Origin of the sequence: Quisquiliibacterium transsilvanicum (genome assembly GCF_014202215.1) — a bacterium.
GTDB classification, from domain to species: Bacteria; Pseudomonadota; Gammaproteobacteria; order Burkholderiales; family Burkholderiaceae_E; genus Quisquiliibacterium; species Quisquiliibacterium transsilvanicum.
Genome location: NZ_JACHGB010000001.1, coordinates 253,457 through 275,176, shown reverse-complemented (window position 1 = coordinate 275,176; position 21,720 = coordinate 253,457). Strand labels below are relative to the sequence as shown.

Below are 21,720 nucleotides of genomic sequence, written 5' to 3'. Positions count from 1 at the left end.
CTGCGGGCACCCTGCGTTCGGCGGGCTGCCACCGCGGACGCCTGCGCACGCCTTCGAGAACGAGTCATGAACGCCCTCAGCCTGGCCCTGGTCCTCACGGGAGTGGTGCTCAATGCCCTGGCCCAGACGCTGCTGAAACTCGGCACCAACCGCCTGGGCGGCACGGAATTCACGCTCGCCAACGGCCCGGCGATCGCGCTGAAGAGCCTGACGATGTGGCCCTTCCTGCTAGGCTTCGCCTGCTACGGCGTGAGCCTGGTGATCTGGATCGCCGCGCTCTCCCGGGTGCCGGTCACGGTCGCCTACCCGATGCTGTCGATCGGCTACGTGATCAACGCGCTGATCGCGCGCTGGTGGCTCGGCGAGAGCCTGAGCTCGAGCGGCTGGATGGGCATTGCAATGATCTGCATGGGCGTCTGGCTGATCGCACGCCAGGCCTGAGCAAGCGACGAGCCGGAATCCTGCCGGCAACCTGGCGACCGTGCGTCGCCGACATGACCGGCGCGCCCACGGGGGTCGCCGGAAGGAACTCCCATGAACGAAAGCAAGAGAACCCTGATCCGTGCCGGCGCCGGTGCGCTCGCGCTCGGCGCGACGGCGGCCGTCGCCCAGACAGCGGCCGGCCCGCTGCTGCACCTGCCAGCGGCTGAACTGATGCCGCGCGCCAAAGGGAAGCGCCGCGTCGTCATCTGCGGCGGCGGCTGGGGCGGCATGACCGCCGCGCGCTACGTGCGCGAGGCCGCGCCCGACCTGGAGGTGGTGCTGCTCGAGCGCAATCCCATCTTCTGGTCCTGCCCGATGAGCAACAAGTGGCTGATCGACGAGATCGAAACCAGCTTCCTGATGCACGACTACCTGACGCCGGCCCGCCGGCATGGCTACACCTTCGTGCAGACGGAAATCACCGGCATCGACCGCGAAGCCCGGACCGTGCACACCTCCAAGGGGCGGGTCGGGTACGACTGGCTGATCCTCTCCGGCGGCATCCGCTACGGCTTCGAGGCCTGGTTCGGCAACGACCGGCAGGCGATCGAGCGCACCCGCACCGACTTCGCCAGCGCCTACGTCGCCAGCGCCGAGCACATGTCGGTGAAGAAGAGGATCCAGGAGTTCAAGGGCGGCACTTTCGTGATGACGCTGCCGCCTCCGCCGCATCGCTGTCCGCCCTCCCCCTACGAGCGCGCCGCGCTGATGGCCTGGTGGTTCAAGAGCCGCAAGGTGCCGGCGAAGATCGTCATCCTCGACCCCAAGCCCCGGATCGCGCCGATTTCGATCGGCTTCCGCGACGCCTACGCCGAGCTCTATCCGGGAATCGTCGAGCACGTGCCCAACGCCACGGTGCGCGAGGTGGACCCGTTCAACAAGGTGGTGAAGACCGCGGCCGGCGACTTCCGCTTCGACGACGCCATCCTGATGTCGCCGCACCAGGCGGCCGACATCGTCTGGAAGGCCGGCCTGGTGGGCCGCACCGCCGATGGCAAGCCCACCGGCTGGGCCGACGTGCACCCGCTCTTCTACAACGCCAAGGACGACCCGCAGGTGTTCGTGATCGGCGACTCCGTCGGTGCCGTCTCGCCGAAATTCGGCCACTACCCGAAGAGCGGCCACGTGGCCAACCGGATGGCCAAATCGGTGGCCAGGCACATCGCCCAGCAGGCGCGCGGCGAGCCGCTTACCCCGGTGATCATCGACAACCTCTGCTACATGCTCGTCAACAACGAGCCCAAGGAAGCGATCTCGGTGCAGTTCGACTACCGGATCGGCGACGACGGCATCCTCGAGCAGCGCCAGATCGACTACAACGACCGCGACCCCAAGCTCTGGGCCGAGGACCTGCGCTGGGCCAGCCTCATGTACCAGGACTTCGCACGCTGAGCCGCCGGCCCGGGGGCCGAGCACTGCGGGAAGTGCACCGCGGGTTCAGTCCCGGGGGTCAGTCCTTGGGGATCAGTCTCCGGGGCGCAGGCGCTCCTCGGCCCACGGCCGCAGTTCGCGCTTGAGCACCTTGCCGGTGGGGGTGCGCGGCAGCGCATCCCCGCGCAGCAGCACCGCCTTGGGGCGCTTGTAGGACGACAGCGCCTCGCAGGCGGCGCGCACCGCCCGGTCCAGCTCGGGCCCCGCGCCGGGCGCCACCACGATCGCCACCGGCACCTCGCCCCATCTGGCATCCGGCACGCCGACCACGGCCACGTCGGCCACCCCCGGCACCTTCGCCACCAGGTCCTCGATCTCGCGCGGATAGATGTTCATCCCGCCGCTGATGATCATGTCTTTTGCGCGCCCGCTCAGCGTGAGGAAGCCCTCGTCGTCGATGACCCCGGTGTCGCCGGTGCGGAACCAGCCGCCCCGCAGCGCGCGTTCGCTGGCCTCGGGCTGGCCGTGGTAGCCGAGCATGGTGGCCGGCGAGCGCACCACCACTTCGCCGCTGCCGGCGGCCAGGATGCCGCCGTCGGCCTGCTCGACGCCCAGCGTGACGATCGACGAGGCCCGCCCGGTGCGCTCCGGATGCGCAAGGCCTTCCTCGGCGTCGAGAATGGTCATCATCAGCGGGAACTCGCTCATCCCGTAGATCTGGATCACGCGGCAGTCCGGCAGCTCTGCATTGACCGCGGCCATCACACTGGGGGGCACCATCTCCCCGCCGGTGAAGATGCGCCGCAGCCGCGTTCGGCGCAGCCGCGCCAGCGCGCCGGGGGCTGCGAGCAGCTGCCTGAGCAGGGTCGGCACCAGCAGCGTGTGGGTGGCGCGCTCGCGCTCGACCGCATCGACGATCCGATCGATGCCCAGCCCGCCGGTGGGCAGCATCGCGATCCGGCCGCCGACCCACATCAGCGCGAGCATCACGTCGTGGAAGCCGGCCGCCCACGAGAGCGAGGGCACCAGCAGGTAGACGTCGTCCCGCGACAGGCCCACGTCGCCGATCTGGTGGAAGCTGTTCCAGAGGATGCCGCCCTGCGAGTGCACGGCGCCCTTCGGCAGGCCGGTGGTGCCGGACGTGTAGTACATCATCGCCGGATCGGTCGGCAGCGGACGATGGGCTGGCGGCGCATCCGACGCCGCTGCCAGCAGCGCCTCGTAGTCGCGCCAGCCGCGACCGGCAGCGGGCTCGAAGTCGCCGACCCGCACCAGCAGCACGGGCAGCGCGCCAATTCCCGCGAGCGCTCCCTGCGCGACCCGGTCCGCCACCAGCGCCACGGCGCCGCTGTCGGCCACCACGTGGTTTACGTCGCGGCCATTGAGCAGCACGTTGACGGGCACGCAGACCGCGCCGATCGCCGACAGCCCGAAGAGTATCTCGGGCCATGCCATGCCGTTGCCCATCAGCACCGCCACCCGGTCGCGGGCGCGCACGCCGAGCCCGGCGAAGGCGTTGGCCACCCGCCGCGCACGGCCGTCGAGCGCCGCGTAGCTGCACGCGCCGCCGTCCAGGGTGAGCGCGACGCGCTCCCTGCCCGAAGGCAGGAAGGCGTTGCGCGAGACGATGTCGGCGATCCCGGTCACGTCACTTTTTCAGCAGCGCGCACTCGGACTCGGCCACCGGCCGGAACGCGTTCTCGGCCTTGATCGGGTTCAGCACATGGAAGTAGTCCCAGGGCTTGCTCGACTCCTCAGGCTTCTTCACGCGGACCAGCCAGACGTCGCGCATCAGGCGACCGTCGGCGCGCAGCTTCGCCTGGCCCTGCGTCACGCTGTCCTGCACCGGCAGCTCGCGCATCTTCGCGATCACCGCGGCGGTGTCTTCGGTGCCCGCGGCCCTGATCGCCTTCAGGTAATGCAGCGTGGCGCTGTAGGTCATCGCGTGCGCCTCGGTGGGCGGACGGCCCATTTTCGCGGAGAACTTCTTCGCGAAGGCGCGGCTGCCCTCGTCGGCATCCCAGTAGAACACCGAGCTGAGCACGGTGCCCTGGGCGGCCTTCAGGCCCACGCTGTGGACGTCGACCAGCAGCATCGCCATCGCCGACGCCCGAGTCTTCTCGCCAAAGACCTTGAACTCGGTGCCCTGCTTGATCGCGGTCTGCAGGTCAGCCACCGCGGTCGCCAGGCCGATCACCTTGGCCTTCGACGCCTGCGCCTGCAACAGGTGGGAGGAGAAGTCCATGTTGTTGGCGGGATGGCGCACCGCGCCCAGCACCTTGCCGCCGGCAGCCTCGACCGCCTTCCGGGTGTCGTTCTCCAGGCCGTGGCCGAACGCGTAGTCGGCGGTGATGAAGAACCACGTGTCCGCCCCCGACTTCACCAGCTCAGAGGTGGAGGCCTTGGCGAACTGGTAGCTGTCGTAGCCCCAGTGGAAGCTGTTGGCGTTGCAGTACTTGTTCGTCAGCTCGGAGGATGCGGCGCCTGCGGAAATGGAGACGCGGTTCTTCTCCTTGACGATGTTCTGCACCGCGATCGCCACTGCTGAGTTGCCGAGGTCGAGGATCGCGCCCACGCCGTCGGCGTCGATCCACTTGCGCGCAGCGTTGGCGCCGATGTCGGCCTTGTTCTGGTGATCCGCGTGGACCACCTCGATGTTCTTGCCCAGCACCTTGCCGCCGAACTCCTCGACGGCCAATCGCGCGCCCTCCACCGAACCCATTCCCAGCGTGTCGGAGAGGACGCCGGTCATGTCGGTGAGCACCCCGATCCGGACCACGTCGGCCGCCAGCGCCTGGCCGGCAAAAGCCGCCATCAGCGCGGGCGCAAACACTGCTGCCGTGAAAGTTCTTTTCGTCATTCCCGTCTCCTCCCTGTTGTCGTCTGGTTCGTGCGCCGCGCGCTCCGTGCGGAAGCGGGCGCCTACATGATCTGGTTCACGACTCCGCCGTCGACCCGCAGCGCGGCGCCCGTGGTGGCAGAGGACACCTCCCCGCAGAGCCAGGCGGCAAGGTTGGCGACCTCCTGCGCGTGTGCGAAGCGGCGCGTGATCGAGCTGGGACGCAGTCGTTCGAAGAACTCCTTCTCCACCTGCTCGACCGGCACCCCCGCGGACCGCGCACGCTCGGCGCGCAGCCGGTCGGTGTTCTCGGTGTGGGTGGGACCCGGCAGCAGCGCGTTGACCGTCACGCCCGTGCCGGCCAGCTCCATCGCGAGCCCGCGTGAGACGGCCAGCTGAGCGGTCTTGCTGGTTCCGTAGTGGATCATCTCGCGTGGGATGTTCAGGCCGGACTCGCTTGACACGAAAACCACCCGCCCCCAGCCGCGCCGGGCCATCGCCTTCGCGTAGTGGCGCGCGAAGCGCACACCGCTCAGCACGTTCACCTCGAAGAACCTGGTCCAGTCGTCATCAGGGATGTCGAAGAAGGCCTTGCGCTCGTAGATGCCGAGGTTGTTGACGAGGATGTCCACCTCCGGCAGGACCTGGAACACCCGTGCCGCGCCTTCGGCGCTGGCGCAGTCGGCCGCCACGCCGGCCACCGTGCCTGCCGCGCCCTCTTCGCGCAGCCGCGCGACCGCTGCATCCACCCCGGCCTGGCCGCGGCCGGTGAGGGTGACGTGCGCGCCCTCGCGCGCCAGCGTGGCCGCGATCGCGTAGCCGATGCCGGCAGTGGAGCCGGTGACGAGGGCGGTCTTGCCCGCCAGGCCGAGATCCATGTTCGCCTCCCTGGGAATGGAGGCAGGATCTTAGCGAACCGGCTGCCGCACGCGGCGGGGGCTCAGTCCGGAAAGCACCCGTGCCGCCCCTCGCCGCCGGGGGCTGCGCGGCAGTGCGTCGCCGCGCAACGGCATCGCCCCGGCCGCGCATACCGGCCCCCCTTCAGTGGCGGCATAATCCCCTCAGGCCCGGCCCTGCACGCCGTGGCGCCCATTGAAGCCTTTCCGCGCGGACATCTCATGCCTGGACTCCTCCCCGACGTCGACCCCGACGGCCTGCTCGAATTCTCGGTCGTGTACACCGACCGGGCCCTGAACCACATGTCGCGCAGCTTCCAGGGCGTGATGCGCGACATTTCCGCCATCCTGAAGGAGGTCTATCGCGCGCACTCGGTGGCGCTGGTGCCCGGCAGCGGCACCTTCGGCATGGAGGCGGTGGCCCGCCAGTTCGCAGGCGGCCGCGACGTCCTCGTGCTGCGAAACGGCTGGTTCAGCTACCGGTGGTCGCAGATCCTCGAGATGGGGAACATCCCGGCCTCGACGACCGTGCTGAAGGCGCGCCCCACAGGCCCCGATCCCCAGGCACCCTGGGTTCCGGCGCCGATCGGCGAGGTGCGCACGGCCATCCTCGAGCGGCGCCCGGCCGTGGTGTTCGCGCCGCACGTGGAGACCGCCGCCGGCATGATCCTCCCGGACGACTACCTGGCGGCCGTCGCCGAGGCCACGCACGCGGTCGGCGGGCTGTTCGTCCTCGACTGCATCGCCTCCGGCGCGATGTGGGTGGACATGCGGGCCACCGGTGTCGACCTGCTGATCTCCGCGCCGCAGAAGGGCTGGAGCGGCTCGCCGTGCTGCGCGATGGTCATGTTGAGCGAACGCGCGCGCGCCGCGATCGACGGCACCACCAGTTCGAGCTTCGCGTGCGACCTTAACAAGTGGCTGCAGATCATGGAGACCTACGAGTCCGGCGGCCACATGTACCACGCGACGATGCCCACCGACGCGCTGACGCGGCTGCGCGCCGTGATGAACGAAACGCGCGACTGCGGCTTCGAAAAGCTGCGCGGCGCCCAGCAGGACCTCGGCAACAGGGTGCGCGCGCTGCTCGAGGCGCGCGGCGTACGAAGCGTGGCGGCAGACGGCTACAAGGCGCCCTGCGTCGTCGTCAGCCACACCGACGACCCCGAGCTGCAGTCGGCGCGCCGTTTCATCGCCGAGGGGCTGCAGACCGCGGCCGGCGTCCCGCTGCAGTGCGACGAGGGCCCCGGCTTCTCCACCTTCCGCATCGGCCTCTTCGGACTCGAGAAGCTGAATCACGTCGAGCGCACGGTCTCGCACCTCGAGGCTGCGCTCGATCGGATCGGCCTGAAGGCGGGTCAGGCCGCGGCCTGAGCGTCCTCGATCCCGCCGGGGGTCAGTCGCCGAAGCGGCCGTGACGGCCCGCGCCGGTCGCGAAGCGGCGCGCGCCCGCCGCGCCCTCCGCCGCGACCATCGGCGCCCCGTCCCTGCCCTCCTGGCGCAACGCCTCCGCAAGCGGCAGGTCCCACTGCGCGTAGGCCGACGCCCGGTCGGCCAGCATGCACTGCTGCGGGAAGGCTGCGATCGCGCGCGCCATGGAGCGGGCCTCGGCCAGCGCTCCGCCAGGCGGCACCACGCGATTGACCAGGCCCATCGTCAGCGCCTCCTGCGCGTCGACCGGGCGGCCGGTGAGGATCATGTCCAGCGCCCGGCCCATCCCCACGATGCGCGGCAGGCGGACCGTGCCGCCGTCGATCAGCGGCACGCCCCAGCGGCGGCAGAACACGCCCAGCACCGCATCGGCAGAGGCCACCCGGAGATCCGCCAGCAGCGCCAGCTCCAGTCCGCCGGCGACCGCGTAGCCCTCGATCGCCGCAATCAGCGGCTTGCCCAGCGCCATCCGGGAGGGCCCCATCGGCCCGGTTCCGCCGCCTTCGGGATCGAGCTCGTGGCGGCGTGCGGGATCCTCGATACTGGTGAGGTCCGCCCCCGCGCAGAAGTGCCCGCCGGCTCCCGTCAGGATGGCCACGCGCAAGGCGTCGTCCGCCTCGAAGCGCGCGAAAGCGGCGCGCAGCGCCGCAGCGGTGAGACCGTCGACCGCGTTGCGCTTGTCCGGCAGGTCGATGGTGACGATGAGGACCGGTCCGTCGGTATCGAGCAGAACCCCGTGCATGTGCGATCTCCAGTCGAAGCCGGCAGTGTAGCGGGCCCGGGTCCGTTCAGGCCGGCGTCCGCCGCACCGCGAGCGACGCGCAGAACTGCCGCGTGGCCGCCTCCCAGCCGAACCGGGCTGCCCAGGCGCGAGCCTCGGAGCACGGCAGGTGCAGCGCCGCCAGGCAGGCGGCGCGCAGGTCCACGTCCAGCACGCCGGAGCGGGGATGATCGACCACGTCCTTGGGGCCCGGAACGGGATACGCGGCCACCGGCAGCCCGCAGGCCATCGCCTCCAGCATCACCAGCCCGAAGGTGTCGGTGCGGCTCGGGAACACGAAGACGTCGGCGGCCCGGTAGTACGGGGGCAGCCGCGAATGCTCGACCGCGCCCAGGAAATGCGCCTGCGGGTGGCGGGCGCGCAGCCGCGGCAGCTCCGGGCCGTCGCCGATCACCACCTTGCTGCCCGGCAGGTCCAGCGACAGGAAGGCTTCGAGGTTCTTCTCCACCGCCACCCGGCCCACGCTGAGGAACACCGGCCGCGGCAGGCGGTCGAACAGCGCCGACGCCCCCTGCGAGAACAGCTCCAGGTCTACCCCCCTGCCCCAGAGCGCAGCGTTGGAGAAGCCCTCCCGGCGCAGTTCCTCGAGCATCGCCGGAGTGGCCACCATCACGTGTTCCGCGGGGTCATGGAACCAGCGCAGGTAGCGGTAGCAGAGCGACTGCGGCAGCCCGGTCCTGGCCTGCACGTACTCCGGAAACCGGGTGTGGAACGCGGTGGAGAAGGGACGGCCGGTGCGCAGCGCGTGCCGCCGCGCGGCCAGCCCGATCGGCCCCTCGGTGGCGAGGTGCAGCGCGTCGGGCGCGAAGCGCTCGATCGCATCGGCCACCGCCCTGCCCGGCCGCAGCGCCAGCCTGATCTGCGGGTAGGTGGGGCACCCAACGGTGCGCAGACCCTCGGAGGTGACCATGCTGGCCTGGTGACCGATGCGGCGCAGCTCCGCGAGGGTGCACGACAGGGTATGGACCACGCCGTTGACCTGCGGCGGCGACGCGTCGGTGGCGACCAGGATCCTCATGCCACCGCCCTCGCTGCAGCCCTGGCCTCGCGCCGCGGCGGCGCTGCCGGGATGTCGTGCAGCTCGTCCCAGGTGATCAGCTTCAGCTCGCCCTCGGCGGTCTCCACCAGGGCAGTCAGGCTCTCCACCCAGTCGCCGTCATTGCAGTAGAGCAGCCCGCCGATCTCGCGGATCTCGGCCTTGTGAATGTGCCCGCAGACCACCCCGTCGAAGCCGCGCCGCCCGGCCTCGGCGGCCAGCGCAGTCTCGAAGGCGCAGATGAAGGACACCGCGTTCTTCACTCGGTGCTTCAGGTACTGGGACAGCGACCAGTAGCGCAGGCCCATGCGGCTGCGCACCCGGTTGCACCAGTGATTGAGCTGCAGCGCCAGGGTGTAGAGCGTGTCGCCCAGGTGGGCCAGCCATTTCGCGTTCTGGATCACCCCGTCGAACTGGTCGCCGTGCGTGACCCACAGGCGCCGGCCGTCGGCGGTCTCGTGCACCGCCTCGTCGAGCACTTCGATCTCGCCGAAGGCCAGGCCGATGAACTGCCGGGCGAACTCGTCGTGGTTGCCGGGGATGAACACCACCCGCGTGCCCTTGCGCGCCTTGCGCAGCACCTTCTGGACCACATCGTTGTGCGTGCGGTGCCAGTACCAGCCGCGACGCAGCTGCCAGCCGTCGATGATGTCGCCGACCAGGTAGAGCGTGTCGCAGTCGTTGTGCCGCAGGAAATCCAGCAGGTAGCCCGCCTTGCAGCCAGGCGTGCCCAGATGGGTGTCCGAGATCCAGATCGCACGGTGCCTGTCCACGGGGCGCGTTGTCGGCGCGTCGCGTGCCTCGTCCCTGCCCTGCATGGCCCGCCAGACGTCGCCGGGGATGTCGTTCGCTTGCATCGGACCTCCTTCCGGAAGCCGACTTCAACATTCCACCGTGACGCGTCGATGATGGGCGCGTGAAGATCGCGTGACCGAGACCGCAGGAAGGCTAGCGGTCGTCTTCGTCGCCGTCGGGAATCACCGCGTCGGCGACCGCGCCGACCGCCTTCGCCGTCACCTTGACGCCGACCGCCACCACCGTGATCGCAGCGTCGGCGACCGCAACAACTGCGCAGCCGGAGACGCCCGCGGCGATCAGCGCGAGCAGGGCGAGACGCAATGCGGGGCGGAAGCTGGGCAAGGAGGCTCCGGTACGGCGCGGCTCAGGGACGGCGCAATGGGTCAGCCGTTCGTCGAGCCACTCGAGGCTCGACGCAAAAACGGGCCTTGAAGGCCCGTTTTTGCTTGTTCATCTGGCGGAGGGAGGGGGATTCGAACCCCCGAAGGGCTATTAACCCTTACACGCTTTCCAGGCGTGCGACTTCAACCGCTCATCCATCCCTCCGAGGGGCGCGATTATAGCTCAACCGACGAAGAACCCGGCCTCGCGGGCCGGGTTCTTCTGGCCACGGCGTCGCCGCCGCAGCCCCGCAGCCCCGCGGCCACCTCGGCGGCCCCGCAGGGCCGCAGGCCGCCGGGCAGCGCTCAGGCCGCCTTCAGGTTCGGGTAGCGCACGTGCTCCACCAGTTCCTGCACCTCGCGCGAGGGCGCGGGCGTCAGCAGGCTCACCACGATGATGATGAGGAAGCCCAGCGGGACGCCGAACAGTCCGGCCGAGATCGGCTGGATGTCCCACCACAGATTGGTCACGGGCATGGCCTTCGGGATGTCGTAGAACATCTCGCGCAGCCAGGGCTGGGTGATCGTCATGTAGTAGAACGTGACCCCCACTCCCGCCACCATGCCCAGCGTGGCGGCGATCCCCGTGGTGCGCTTCCAGAAGATGCCCATCACCAGCGCCGGGAAAAACCCGGCGGCGGCGATGGAGAAGGCTGCCGACACCAGGAACAGGATGTCGGCCGGCTTCTGCGCGGCCACCAGCGCGGCCGCCAGGGCCACGACCAGCAGCAGCATCTTCGAGAGCATCACCCGCCGGCCGGTGGGCGCGTTGGGGTCGATCATCTTGTAGTAGAGATCGTGCGACAGCGCGTTGGCGATCGTCAGCAGCAGACCGTCCGCGGTGGACAGCGCCGCTGCCAGGCCGCCTGCAGCCACCAGCCCCGAGATCACGTAGGGCAGCCCGCCGATCTCCGGGGTGGCGAGTACCACGATGTCACCGCCGATCGCGATCTCCGCCAGCTGGACGATGCCATCCTTGTTGATGTCGGTGATCGACATCAGCGTTGGATCGACCATGGCCCATGACTGCACCCAGCGTGGCAGGTCCGCGAACGCCGACCCGACCACGTCGTTGTACATCACGAACTTGACAAGCACCGCGAGCGCCGGGGCCGTGAAGTACAGCAGGAAGATGAAGAACAGCGACCAGGTCACCGAGTTGCGCGCCTCACGCACCGACGGGGTGGTGTAGTAGCGCATCAGGATGTGCGGCAGCGCGGCCGTGCCCACCATCAGGCAGAACACCAGCGCCATGAAGTTCTTCCGGGCGATGTCGCGCGCCTTGTCGTCCTTGCCCGCGAAGGCCTCGCCATGCCGCAGCGGCGGATTGCTGCGCGCCGCCAGCGCCTTCTCCTTCGCCCAGGCGATCTTGGCCTCGCCCTCGGTCCTCGGGTACTTCGCGAGCGCCTCCTCCGCGGTCTTCGTGCCGGCAGCATCGTTGGCGGTCCTGGCGTCGGCCACGGCCTTCTCGAGCCCGTCCTTGCCGGCCGCGAAGGCAGCCGCCGAGTCCTTGAGCTTGGCGTCCGCGTCGGCGGAGCGCTGCCTGAAGATCTCGCGGACTTCCTTCTCCTTCGGGTCGTTGATCAGCTTCTCCTCGAGCTGCGTGACCTTCTCGAGCTGCGAGCCGTAGACCAGCTGCGGGATCGGAATGCCGGTCTGCTTCACCGACAGCCACACCACCGGGATCATGTAGGCCACGATCAGGATGATGTACTGCGCCACCTGGGTCCAGGTCACCGCCTTCATGCCGCCCAGGAACGAGCAGACCAGGATGCCGGCCAGCCCCAGGAACACACCGATGGTGAAGTCGACGCCGGTCAGGCGCGTGGTGATGATGCCCACGCCGTAGATCTGCGCGACCACGTAGGTGAACGAGCACAGGATGGCGATGAAGATGCCGACCAGGCGCGGTATGTGGCCACCGTAGCGCGCGCCAAGGAAGTCCGGGATGGTGAACTGCCCGAACTTGCGCATGTACGGCGCCAGGAACAGCGCCACCAGCACGTAGCCGCCGGTCCAGCCCATCACGAACGCCAGGCCGTTGAAGCCAGCCAGGTAGAGCGTGCCGGCCATGCCGATGAAGGACGCTGCCGACATCCAGTCGGCGCCGGTGGCCATGCCGTTGAACAGCGCCGGAACCCGTCGACCCGCCACGTAGTACTCGGCGGCGTCGCTGGTGCGGCTCATGATGCCGATGCCCGCGTACAGCAGGATGGTTGCGAGCAGGAAGATGTAGCCCATCGTCTGCCTTGGCAGACCCATCTGCTCGAGGATGGCGAGGACTACGACGAAGGCGACGAAGCCGCCCGTGTAGAAGGTGTAGACGCGCTTCAGCTGCGCGAAGAAGGCCTTCTGTGACTGCGCGACGGTGCTCATTCGTCGTCTCCTTCGTGAACGCCGTACTCGAGGTCGAGCTTGTTCATGTAGCGCGCGTAGTACCAGATGATCACCACGTAAACGACGAGCGATCCCTGCGCGGCCATGTAGAACGAGAACGGCCAGCCGAAGAAATTGAAACTGAGGTCACGCGCCAGGTACGCGAGAACGAACGTGACGACGAACCAGATCACCATAAGGACGGCGGTGATCTTCAGGTTCCTGCGCCAGTATTCCTGGTGCCTCTCCGATAGTTGCATTGTCTCCTCCGATGGTTGGTACTCTTCCTGCTCCGGGAAGTGGGTGTTGCGACTGCCTCCTTGCGTTGCAGGCCTCTCAGAACGGAAGCTTCACGCCGATGTCGATGCCGGTCTCGCGCTGCAGCTGCTCGACCACCTTGGGCTCGAAGCCGGCGAGCCGGCGCATCGCCTTCTCGGCCTCGTCGCGTCGATCGAGTCTCAGCAGCGCGTGCACCATCTGGTACCAGCCGTAGGGACTCATCGGCTGCAGCGCGGAATTGCGGCGGAAGGCTTCGACCGCCTCCTCGATCCGCCCGAGCTTCATCAGCGACAGTCCCCGGCCGTACCAGGCGCGGTCGTGCTTTCCGTCGAGCGCCAGCGCCCGGTCGAATGCCTCGAGCGCTTCCTCGTGCGCCCCGGACTCCTGACGCAGGAATCCGAGGTTGAACCAGCCGGCAGGCCGCGACGCGTCGATGGCCAGCGCCCGTTCGAAGAGCGCGATTGCCTCGGGCCGCTCGCCCTTGACCGCGTGCAGGTGGGCCAGCGTCTCCATCACCGAGGGGTCCGCCGGGCGCAGCGCCCAGAGACGTTCCCAGTACTCGCGGGCGAGCTCGCGCCGGCCGAGGATTCCCGCCCAGGTGGCCATCTGCCGCCAGTACCAGCCGTTCATCGCGCGTGCGGTGTCCATGGTCAGGCGGCCCCCTGCAGGATCAGCGAACGGCGCACGAAGATCAGCGCGAACCACAGCCAGAAGAGCAGCAGGAAGGCGACCACCGGCACATGGCGGTCGGCCACCCTGGTCGGGGTGATTGCGCGTGTCGCGCGGACGATCGGCGAGGTCAGGAAGCGAAAGAAACCGTAGACCGGATTGGTCTCGTGGCGCCCGAAGCTGAACACCAGGACCAGCCCCTGGCCGATCAGCAGCAGGCCGGCGAATTTCACCAGCTCGTGCACCAGCGCGAGAAACAGCTGCATCCAGTCCCCTCCCCATCGTTTCGACGGCGCCGGGCATCTGCGTCCCGGTCGCCGGTGCTTCAAGGTGCTTCGTACGAAGCGTCGCCGCCGGTCGCGGCCGGCGGCGACGCTTCGCCCCGTCAGAGGGGCTGTTTCAACTGTTCCAGGATCGCCGGGTTCTCCAGCGTGGAGACGTCCTGGGTGATTTCCTCGCCCTTGGCCACCGCGCGCAGCAGGCGGCGCATGATCTTTCCGGAGCGCGTCTTGGGCAGGTTGTCGCCGAAGCGGATGTCCTTGGGCTTGGCGATCGGCCCGATCTCCTTCGCCACCCACGCGCGCAGTTCGTCGGCGATCCTGGCGGCGTCCGCGCCGGCCGGACGGGCCTGCTTCAGCACCACGAAGGCGACCACCGCCTCACCGGTGAGATCGTCCTGGCGACCGACGACCGCGGCCTCGGCAACCTGCGGGTTCGACACCAGCGCGGACTCGATCTCCATCGTGCCCAGCCGGTGACCCGACACGTTGAGGACGTCGTCGATGCGGCCCATGATCCAGAAGTAGCCGTCGAGGTCGAGCGAGGCGCCGTCTCCGGCCAGGTAGAAGCGGCCCTGGAAATCGTCGGGGAAGTAGGACTTGCGGAAGCGATCGGGGTCGCCCCAGATGGTGCGGATCATCGACGGCCAGGGCTTCTTGACGACCAGGAAACCGCCCTTGCCTTTCTCGACGTCGGTGCCGGTCTCGTCGACGATCGCTGCGGCAATGCCGGGCAGCGGCATCGTGCAGGAGCCCGGCTTGAGCGTGTGCACCCCCGGCAGCGGCGTGATCATGTGGCCGCCGGTCTCGGTCTGCCACCAGGTGTCCACCACGGGGCAGCGGCCGCCGCCCACCTGCGTGTGGTACCACATCCAGGCCTCGGGATTGATCGGCTCTCCCACCGAACCGATGATCCGCAGCGTGGACAGGTCGTAGTTGCGCGGATGGTGGTTCGGGGAGAGGTCGGCCGCCTTGATGAGCGAGCGGATCGCCGTCGGCGCGGTGTAGAAGATGGTCACCTTGTGGCGCTCGATCATCTCCCAGAAGCGGCCCGCATTCGGGAAGGTTGGCACGCCCTCGAACACCACCTCGGTGGCGCCGCAGGCCAGCGGGCCGTAGGTGATGTAGGTGTGGCCGGTGACCCAGCCGATATCGGCGGTGCACCAGAACACGTCGTCGGGCTTGAGGTCGAAGGTCCACTTCATCGACAGCACCGCCTGCAGCAAGTAGCCGCCCGACGAGTGCTGCACGCCCTTGGGCTTGCCGGTTGAGCCCGAGGTGTAGAGGATGAACAGCGGGTGCTCGGCGCCGACCCATTCGGGTTCGCAGTCGTCGGCCTGCCCCTGCACCACCTCGTCCCAGGCGACGTCGCGGCCGGCCACCATCGGCACCGGTCCGTCGGTGCGGCGGTAGACGACCACCTTGCGCACCGACTCGCAGCCGCCCAGCGCGAAGGCCTCGTCGACGGCAGGCTTGAGCGGGATGTGCTTGCCGCCGCGCACCTGCGCGTCGGCGGCGATCACCAGTGTAGCGCCGGCGTCCTGGATGCGCTCCTGCAGGCTCTTCGCGGAGAACCCGCCAAACACCACGGAGTGAATGATGCCGAGCCGGGCGCAGGCCTGCATCGCGACGATGCCCTCGACGGACATCGGCATGTAGATGATCGCGCGCTCGCCCTTGCGGTAACCGAGCGCCTTCAGCCCGTTGGCGAAGCGGCAGACGCGGTGGTACAGCTCGCGGTAGGTGACCTGCGTGACGGTGCCGTCATCGGCCTCGAACAGGATCGCGGTCTTGTTCTCCACCGGCGTGCCCAGGTGGCGGTCGAGGCAGTTGTAGGAGACGTTGAGCTCGCCGTCCTCGAACCACTTGTAGAACGGCGCCTGGCTGTCGTCGAGGTCGCGGGTGAAGGGCTTGTGCCAGAGCACGTGTTCACGGGCCAGGCGGGCCCAGAAGCCTCGGTAATCCTGCTCTGCCTCGGCGCACATCGCCGCGTACTGGGCGATGCCGGAAATCGTCGCCTGCCGGACGAGCGCCTCGGGCGGCGGGAACAGCCGCGTTTCCTGAAGCACCGATGTGATCTGCGAAGTCATTCTTCTGTCTCCTTCAGCTTGCCAGGGTTGTGCACCCGCAGCCGCGCCCTCTCATGAACTGGACCGTAAGCAGCGCGCCTTACAGCCTCCTTACGGCGGCGGCGAAGCAATGAAGCATCGCAGCGAGCGGCGCGAGCCCCGCCGGCAAACGAAGCAGGGCGCGTCGGACGGGCCGGGAGCGGCCCGGTGCTGCGACGCAATTCCGATAAAATCCGCCCGAATCTTAAGGCGAACCCCCCGATGATCGACGAGAACAAGCCCCTGAGCTTCATCCCCAGGCTGATCTTTGCCAGCCGCTGGCTGCAGTTGCCGTTGTACGTCGGCCTGATCATCGCGCAGGTGGTCTACGTGTTCCTGTTCGCGGAGGAGCTGATCCACCTGGTGGAACTGCTATGGAACCCGGGCGCGCTCGACGCCACCGTCGACCGCCTCGGCATTGCCGAGCGCAGCAAGGAGACGGTGATCATGATCATCGTGCTCTCGCTGATCGACGTGGTGATGATCTCCAACCTGCTGATCATGGTGATCATCGGCGGCTACGAGACCTTCGTCTCCCGGCTCCGTCTCGAGGGCCATCCCGACCAGCCCGAGTGGCTGTCGCACGTGAACGCCAACGTGCTGAAGGTCAAGCTCGGCACCGCGATCATCGGGATCTCGTCGATCCACCTGCTGAAGACCTTCATCTCCTCCGGCACTCTGCCGGTGCAGACCATGATGTGGCAGACCATCATCCACTGCGTGTTCCTGGTGTCGGCAATCTCGATCGCGCTGATCGACCGGATCATGATGGGTGGACAGCACAAGCCGGCCGGCACGTCCGGGCGGCCGCCGGACCGGGCTGCCGACGCCGGCCACGGCCACTGAACGAGGCGGCCCGGCCGCCGAACGCCCCCAAACCAATCGGACCCCAGCCATGACCGTGATCAAGCAGGACGACCTCGTCGAGTCGGTCGCCGCCGCGCTGCAGTTCATCAGCTACTACCACCCGGCCGACTACATCCGGCACCTGGCCCGCGCCTACGAGGCCGAGCAGGGCCCGGCGGCGAAGGACGCCATCGCGCAGATCCTCACCAACTCGAGGATGTGCGCCGAGGGCCATCGCCCGATCTGCCAGGACACCGGCATCGTCAACGTGTTCCTGAAGATCGGCATGGGCGTGCGCTTCGAGGGCTTCGGCGAGCGCTCGATCGCGGATGCGGTCAACGAGGGCGTGCGCCGCGGCTACCTGAACCCGGACAACGTGCTGCGCGCATCGGTGGTGGCCGACCCGCACTTCGAGCGCAAGAACACGAAGGACAACACGCCGGCGGTGATCCACATGGAGCTGGTGCCGGGCGACAGCGTCGACGTCACGGTCGCCGCCAAGGGCGGCGGCTCGGAGAACAAGTCGAAATTCGTGATGCTCAACCCGTCGGACTCGCTGGTCGACTGGGTGATGAAGACCGTGCCGACGATGGGCGCCGGCTGGTGCCCGCCCGGCATGCTGGGCATCGGCATCGGCGGCACCGCCGAGAAGGCGATGCTGATGGCCAAGGAGTCGCTGATGGCGCCGCTCGACATGCACGAGCTGCTGGCCCGCGGCCCCAAGGACAAGGTCGAGGAGCTGCGCATCGAGCTCTACGAGAAGGTCAATGCGCTGGGCATCGGCGCGCAGGGCCTGGGCGGGCTGACCACGGTGCTGGACGTCAAGATCGAGATGTATCCGACCCACGCGGCGTCCAAGCCGGTGGCGATGATCCCCAACTGCGCGGCCACCCGACATGCGCACTTCACGCTCGACGGTTCGGGCCCGGCCTTCTGCGAGCCGCCCAGCCTGGACGAGTGGCCCAAGGTGAACTGGGCGCCGGACACCAAGACTTCGACCCGCGTGAACCTGGACACGCTGACACCCGCGGAGGTGGCCTCGTGGAAACCCGGCCAGACGCTGCTGCTGAACGGGAAAATGCTGACCGGCCGCGATGCCGCGCACAAGCGCATCCAGGACATGCTGGCCCGCGGCGAGAAGCTGCCGGTGGACTTCACCAACCGCGTCATCTACTACGTGGGTCCGGTGGACCCGGTGCGCGACGAGGTGGTCGGTCCGGCCGGTCCCACCACGGCCACCCGGATGGACAAGTTCACCGAGACCATGCTGGCGCAGACCGGGCTGATCGCGATGGTGGGCAAGGCCGAGCGCGGCCCGGCCGGCATCGAGGCGATCCGCAAGCACAAGGCGGCCTACCTGATGGCGGTGGGCGGCGCGGCCTACCTGGTGTCCAAGGCGATCAAGGGCGCGAAGGTGCTCGGCTTCGAGGATCTCGGCATGGAGGCGATCTACGAGTTCGAGGTGCAGGACATGCCGGTGACCGTGGCGGTGGACGCCGAGGGCACCTCGGTTCACCAGACCGGACCGGCCGAATGGCAGGCGCGGATCGGAAAGATCCCGGTCACCACTGCTTGATGCGGATCGCAGCCGCGCGCTGCCGGTCGCAGCCGCGCGATGCCGGTCGCAGCCGCGCGATGCCGGTCTCGGCCGCGTGATGCGTTTCGCCGGCTCGTGACGCCTTGTGCCGCCGGCGCCCTGCCCTGCGGCAGCGGCGCATGAACCGGGTCGACTGGCTGATCGTGGGCGGCGGCATTGCCGGCGCCTCGGTCGGCCATTTCCTTGCGCCGCACGGCCGTGTCGCGCTGCTTGAGCGCGAGCCGCATCCCGGCTACCACTCCACCGGCCGCTCGGCGGCGCTCTGGTGGGCTGGCTACGGCACTGCACAGGTCCGCGCGCTCACCGCGGCCACCCGCCCCTTCCTCGAGCGCCCGCCTGCAGGCTTCGCCGACACGCCGCTGGTCTCGCCGCGCGAGGTGATGATCGTGGCTGCGGCCGATCGGCTCGACGCGCTGCAGGCGCTGCATGACGAGATTCGCGGCACCGCGCCGGCGCTGCACCGCATCGACGGGAATGCCGCACGGCAGCGGGTGCCGGTGCTGCGGCCCGAGGCCGCCGCCGCCGCGCTGCTGGAGCCCGAGGCCTTCGACATCGACGTCCACGCGCTGCACCAGGGCTTCCTGCGCTCGATGCGGCGCGCGGGCGCCGAGGTGATCGCCAGCGCGGAGGCGCTGTCGATCTCGCGCGAGCCCGGCGGCTGGCGGGTCCGGACGCCGCAGGGCGGCTGGCTGGCAACCGTGCTGGTCAATGCCGCAGGCGCCTGGTGCGACGAACTCGCGCAGCGCGCAGGAGTGGCGCCGATCGGCCTGGTGCCCAAGCGCCGTTCGGCCTTCACCTTCGCAGCACCCGAAGGTCTGGAAACCGCACGCTGGCCGATGTTCCTCGACGTCGACGAAACCTTCTACGTCAGGCCGGACGCGGGCGTGCTGCTGGGCTCGCCGGCGAACGCCGATCCGACCTTCCCGCAGGACGTTCAGCCCGAGGAACTGGACATCGCGCTGGCGATCGACCGGATCGAGGCGGCCTGCACGCTGTCGATCCGGCGGCCGATCCGCACCTGGGCCGGCCTCCGCTCCTTCGTCGACGATGGCGACCTGGTCGGCGGCTGGGATCCGGCGGCCCCGGACTTCTTCTGGGTGGCGGCCCAGGGCGGCTACGGCATCCAGACCAGCGCGGCGATGGGCGAGGCCTGCGCAGCGCTGCTGCGGCGCCGCGCACTGCCCGCGCAAATCGCGGATGCCGGGATCGACGAAGCGATGCTGTCGCCCGCGCGTCTGCGCCGGGCCTGAGCAAAGCGCCCCGCCCCGCGGGGTCACGCCGCCGCGCTCAGCTCGCCGACTTGCTCAGCGCGCTGCCGCGACCCCGCGCTCGACGTCGATGCCGCGCAGCACCGCCAGCGCGGCCAGGAAGAAGATGCCCGTGACGCCGATCGCCAGCCGATGGTTGCCCAGCGTGATCCAGGTCACCAGCCCGTAGGTGACCGGCCCGACGATGGCGGCCAGCCGCACCGCGAAGGTCCACAGCCCGTAGAACTCTCCCAGCCGTTCCGGCGGCGACATCGCGCCCACCATGGCCCGGCCGCAGGACTGGCTCGACCCCATGCACAGTCCGGCCAGCGTCGCCGCCAGCCAGAACATCTCGACCGAGCGGCCCAGCGAGGCCAGGGCCACCATCGCGACCCAGCCCCAGAGCGTCCAGGCCAGCGCCCGCTTGTGCCCGATCCGGTCCTGCGCATAGCCGAACAGGAAGGCGCCGGCGGCCGACGCGATGTTGACCAGGAAGACCAGCATCATCGTCTGCGTCTGGGTGAAGCCCATCGCCTGCTCGGCGTAGACCGCGGCCAGCGCGATCACCACAGCGATGCCGGCCTGGTAGCTGCAGCCGCACAGCAGCAGCCGGCGGAAGTCCCGGAAGCGGGCGGACTCGCGCCAGGTATGGGCCAGCCGCTGCAGCGCGGTGCGCCCGTGCGCCACCGCCGCCTGTCCCGTGCGCGCGCGCTCCTTCAGCAGCAGGAAGACCGGCGCTGCGGCCACCGCGAACACCGCTGCGGTGATCCACATCGTCATCGGGACGAACTCGGTGGCGGGGCGGCCCGACGCCTGCGCCGACAGCACGACCGCCAGGCACAGGCCCAGCGTGAGCATTCCGCCGAAGTAGCCGAAGCTCCAGCCCCAGCCGGAGACCCTGCCGAGCGCCTCGTGGCGCGACAGCTCTGGCAGGAAGGCTGCCGCCAGCCCCTCGCCCAGGCTGAAGAAATAGTTCGAGACGATCACTGCGAACACCGCCAGCGCAAGGGTGCCGGGCTGCGCGAACGCGAGCGCGCAGGTGCCCGCGACGCAGCCCACGGTGGCCATCAGCAGCAGCCGCTTCTTCGCGCCGTGCGCGTCGGCCCACGCGCCGAGCGCCGGCGCGGTGAGCATCACCAGCACGCTGGACGCGGCCAGCGCGAGCGTCCAGGCCAGCGTCGCCCAGCTCGCGTTGCCCGCCACTGCGCCGACGAAGTAGGCGTTGAAGACCGCGGTGAGCACCACGGTGGTGTAGCCGGAGTTGGCGAAGTCATACATCGCCCACGCGAACACCTCGCGGGGCGCGACTCCCGGGTTCAGCGCGGAGCGGTCGAAGACGGGCATCGGCGGATTCTATCGGGGGTCCTCGGTTCAGCCGGGCTGGACGTGGCCGCGCAGCCGGTACCAGACCAGCCCCAGCGCCTCGTGCAGCGCCAGCCAGCTGGTGCGCACCGCGCCGGCGCTGGGCAGGAAGCTGCCGATGCCGTCCACCTTCACGCCGCCCATGAAGCCGTGCGGGGCCGCCAGCACCTCGAGCCCGGCCGCCTCGAACGCGGCCTGGGAGCGCCGCATGTGATAGGCCTGCGTGACCAGCACGATCCGGCCCACGCCGGCCGCGCGCAGCCGCTCGGCCGTCAGGCGGGCGTTGCCCGCGGTGTCGCGTGAGGTGTCCTCGATCCAGCGCGCCGAAAGGCCCAGGCTCTCCTCGAGCACGCGCGCCATGAGCGCGGCCTCGGCGTATTCGCGGTCCGGCGCGCGCCCGCCGCTCAGCAGCATCGGCAGCCCGGTGAGCCTCGCAATCCGGGCGCCCTGCGCCAGTCGCTGCAGCGTCAGCGCGTTGACCGAATCGCGGTGCGGGCGCTCGCGCTCGTCGTGGGTGGCGCCGCCTGCCAGGATCACGATCGCACCGGGCGGCCTCGGGCCAGCGAGCTCCTCGCGCAGGCGCTCATCGGTGAGCGCCGACAGGTCGCCCTCGACCCAACGGGCGATCAGCTGTGCGCCCAGCGGCATCGAAGTCAACCAAGCTGACGCCAGCCCGATCGCCAGCAGGACCCGGCCGGCGCGCGCCCGCGACCCGCCCCGCGCCGCCACGCCCCGCAAGCCGCCGTCCGGGCCGCGCGCGCCGCCCCCTGCGCCGCCCCGTGCGCCGCCGTCCGCGCCGCCCCGTGCGCCCGCCGTGAGCAGCAGCACCAGCCCCGCCGCCGCGAGCAGCAGCGGCGCGGCAGGCGGCAGCAGCAGGTTCGAGAGGAGCCACCGGAGACTGACCAGATCCATCGCCGGATTCTATGCGAGCACGTCGAATAGA

At 69.5% G+C, this 21,720-nt stretch carries 20 protein-coding genes and 1 tRNA gene; 6 read left to right on the top strand and 15 right to left on the bottom strand.

Going from position 1 to position 21,720, the window contains the following annotated elements:
- Positions 1-66 precede the first annotated feature (66 nt).
- Together HNQ70_RS01235 and HNQ70_RS01230 are read left to right on the top strand one after the other, a co-directional pair.
- Positions 67-441 (top strand): SMR family transporter, encoded by a 375-nt coding sequence (locus tag HNQ70_RS01235; protein ID WP_183963496.1) that lies wholly within the window; start codon positions 67-69, stop codon positions 439-441.
- 93 nt (positions 442-534) lie between these two features.
- Positions 535-1,875, top strand: a complete 1,341-nt coding sequence (locus HNQ70_RS01230) for an FAD-dependent oxidoreductase (RefSeq protein ID WP_183963494.1) — start codon at positions 535-537, stop codon at positions 1,873-1,875.
- Between the two features lie 72 nt (positions 1,876-1,947).
- Here the strand turns inward: HNQ70_RS01230 and HNQ70_RS01225 are convergent, their stop codons facing one another.
- The 3 genes from HNQ70_RS01225 to HNQ70_RS01215 all read right to left on the bottom strand — a co-directional run bounded on the left by HNQ70_RS01225 (position 1,948) and on the right by HNQ70_RS01215 (position 5,571).
- Positions 1,948-3,501 (bottom strand): AMP-binding protein, encoded by a 1,554-nt coding sequence (locus HNQ70_RS01225; protein ID WP_183963492.1) that lies wholly within the window; start codon positions 3,499-3,501, stop codon positions 1,948-1,950.
- Position 3,502: 1 nt separating this feature from the next.
- Positions 3,503-4,714 (bottom strand): ABC transporter substrate-binding protein, encoded by a 1,212-nt coding sequence (locus HNQ70_RS01220; RefSeq protein ID WP_183963490.1) that lies wholly within the window; start codon positions 4,712-4,714, stop codon positions 3,503-3,505.
- A 62-nt stretch (positions 4,715-4,776) separates the two neighbouring features.
- Positions 4,777-5,571 (bottom strand): SDR family NAD(P)-dependent oxidoreductase, encoded by a 795-nt coding sequence (locus HNQ70_RS01215; protein ID WP_183963488.1) that lies wholly within the window; start codon positions 5,569-5,571, stop codon positions 4,777-4,779.
- Between the two features lie 240 nt (positions 5,572-5,811).
- Here HNQ70_RS01215 and HNQ70_RS01210 point away from each other — a divergent pair, with 240 nt between their 5' ends.
- Entirely contained in the window at positions 5,812-6,963 is a 1,152-nt protein-coding gene (locus tag HNQ70_RS01210) for an aminotransferase class V-fold PLP-dependent enzyme (RefSeq protein WP_183963486.1), read from the top strand.
- A gap of 22 nt (positions 6,964-6,985) precedes the next feature.
- Here the strand turns inward: HNQ70_RS01210 and HNQ70_RS01205 are convergent, their stop codons facing one another.
- The 10 genes from HNQ70_RS01205 to acs form a co-directional block, all read right to left on the bottom strand.
- On the bottom strand, positions 6,986-7,762 hold the full coding sequence (locus tag HNQ70_RS01205; protein ID WP_183963484.1) for a crotonase/enoyl-CoA hydratase family protein: 777 nt from the start codon (positions 7,760-7,762) through the stop codon (positions 6,986-6,988).
- A 46-nt stretch (positions 7,763-7,808) separates the two neighbouring features.
- A complete protein-coding gene (locus tag HNQ70_RS01200) occupies positions 7,809-8,819 on the bottom strand; it encodes a glycosyltransferase family 4 protein (RefSeq protein ID WP_183963482.1) in 1,011 nt (336 codons plus the stop codon).
- Positions 8,816-9,694, bottom strand: coding sequence for a UDP-2,3-diacylglucosamine diphosphatase (locus HNQ70_RS01195; protein WP_183963480.1), 879 nt, complete (start codon positions 9,692-9,694; stop codon positions 8,816-8,818). Before HNQ70_RS01195 ends, HNQ70_RS01200 begins: the two co-directional genes overlap by 4 nt.
- 91 nt (positions 9,695-9,785) lie before the next feature.
- Positions 9,786-9,977, bottom strand: coding sequence for an NF038104 family lipoprotein (locus HNQ70_RS01190; RefSeq protein ID WP_183964332.1), 192 nt, complete (start codon positions 9,975-9,977; stop codon positions 9,786-9,788).
- A 113-nt stretch (positions 9,978-10,090) separates the two neighbouring features.
- Positions 10,091-10,181 (bottom strand) — tRNA-Ser (locus tag HNQ70_RS01185).
- Between the two features lie 140 nt (positions 10,182-10,321).
- Complete coding sequence (locus HNQ70_RS01180) at positions 10,322-12,391, bottom strand: VC_2705 family sodium/solute symporter (protein WP_183963478.1); 2,070 nt, start codon at positions 12,389-12,391, stop codon at positions 10,322-10,324.
- On the bottom strand, positions 12,388-12,651 hold the full coding sequence (locus HNQ70_RS01175; RefSeq protein ID WP_183963476.1) for a DUF4212 domain-containing protein: 264 nt from the start codon (positions 12,649-12,651) through the stop codon (positions 12,388-12,390). Before HNQ70_RS01175 ends, HNQ70_RS01180 begins: the two co-directional genes overlap by 4 nt.
- A gap of 76 nt (positions 12,652-12,727) precedes the next feature.
- A complete protein-coding gene (locus tag HNQ70_RS01170) occupies positions 12,728-13,318 on the bottom strand; it encodes a tetratricopeptide repeat protein (RefSeq protein ID WP_183963474.1) in 591 nt (196 codons plus the stop codon).
- Positions 13,319-13,320: 2 nt separating this feature from the next.
- On the bottom strand, positions 13,321-13,605 hold the full coding sequence (locus HNQ70_RS01165) for a hypothetical protein (protein ID WP_183963472.1): 285 nt from the start codon (positions 13,603-13,605) through the stop codon (positions 13,321-13,323).
- Positions 13,606-13,724: 119 nt separating this feature from the next.
- Entirely contained in the window at positions 13,725-15,707 is a 1,983-nt protein-coding gene (acs, locus tag HNQ70_RS01160; protein WP_183963470.1) for an acetate--CoA ligase, read from the bottom strand.
- Between the two features lie 240 nt (positions 15,708-15,947).
- Here acs and HNQ70_RS01155 point away from each other — a divergent pair, with 240 nt between their 5' ends.
- From HNQ70_RS01155 to HNQ70_RS01145, 3 genes are all read left to right on the top strand, one after another.
- Positions 15,948-16,571: a TIGR00645 family protein gene (locus tag HNQ70_RS01155; RefSeq protein ID WP_183963468.1), complete on the top strand. Its 624-nt coding sequence runs from the start codon at positions 15,948-15,950 to the stop codon at positions 16,569-16,571.
- Between the two features lie 49 nt (positions 16,572-16,620).
- A complete protein-coding gene (locus HNQ70_RS01150; protein ID WP_183963466.1) occupies positions 16,621-18,147 on the top strand; it encodes a fumarate hydratase in 1,527 nt (508 codons plus the stop codon).
- Positions 18,148-18,287: 140 nt separating this feature from the next.
- Positions 18,288-19,418, top strand: a complete 1,131-nt coding sequence (locus HNQ70_RS01145) for an NAD(P)/FAD-dependent oxidoreductase (protein WP_183963464.1) — start codon at positions 18,288-18,290, stop codon at positions 19,416-19,418.
- Between the two features lie 54 nt (positions 19,419-19,472).
- Here HNQ70_RS01145 and HNQ70_RS01140 read toward each other — a convergent pair whose 3' ends face one another.
- Together HNQ70_RS01140 and HNQ70_RS01135 are read right to left on the bottom strand one after the other, a co-directional pair.
- Complete coding sequence (locus tag HNQ70_RS01140; protein WP_183963463.1) at positions 19,473-20,759, bottom strand: MFS transporter; 1,287 nt, start codon at positions 20,757-20,759, stop codon at positions 19,473-19,475.
- Between the two features lie 27 nt (positions 20,760-20,786).
- Positions 20,787-21,689, bottom strand: a complete 903-nt coding sequence (locus HNQ70_RS01135; RefSeq protein ID WP_183963461.1) for a YdcF family protein — start codon at positions 21,687-21,689, stop codon at positions 20,787-20,789.
- Positions 21,690-21,720 lie beyond the last annotated feature (31 nt).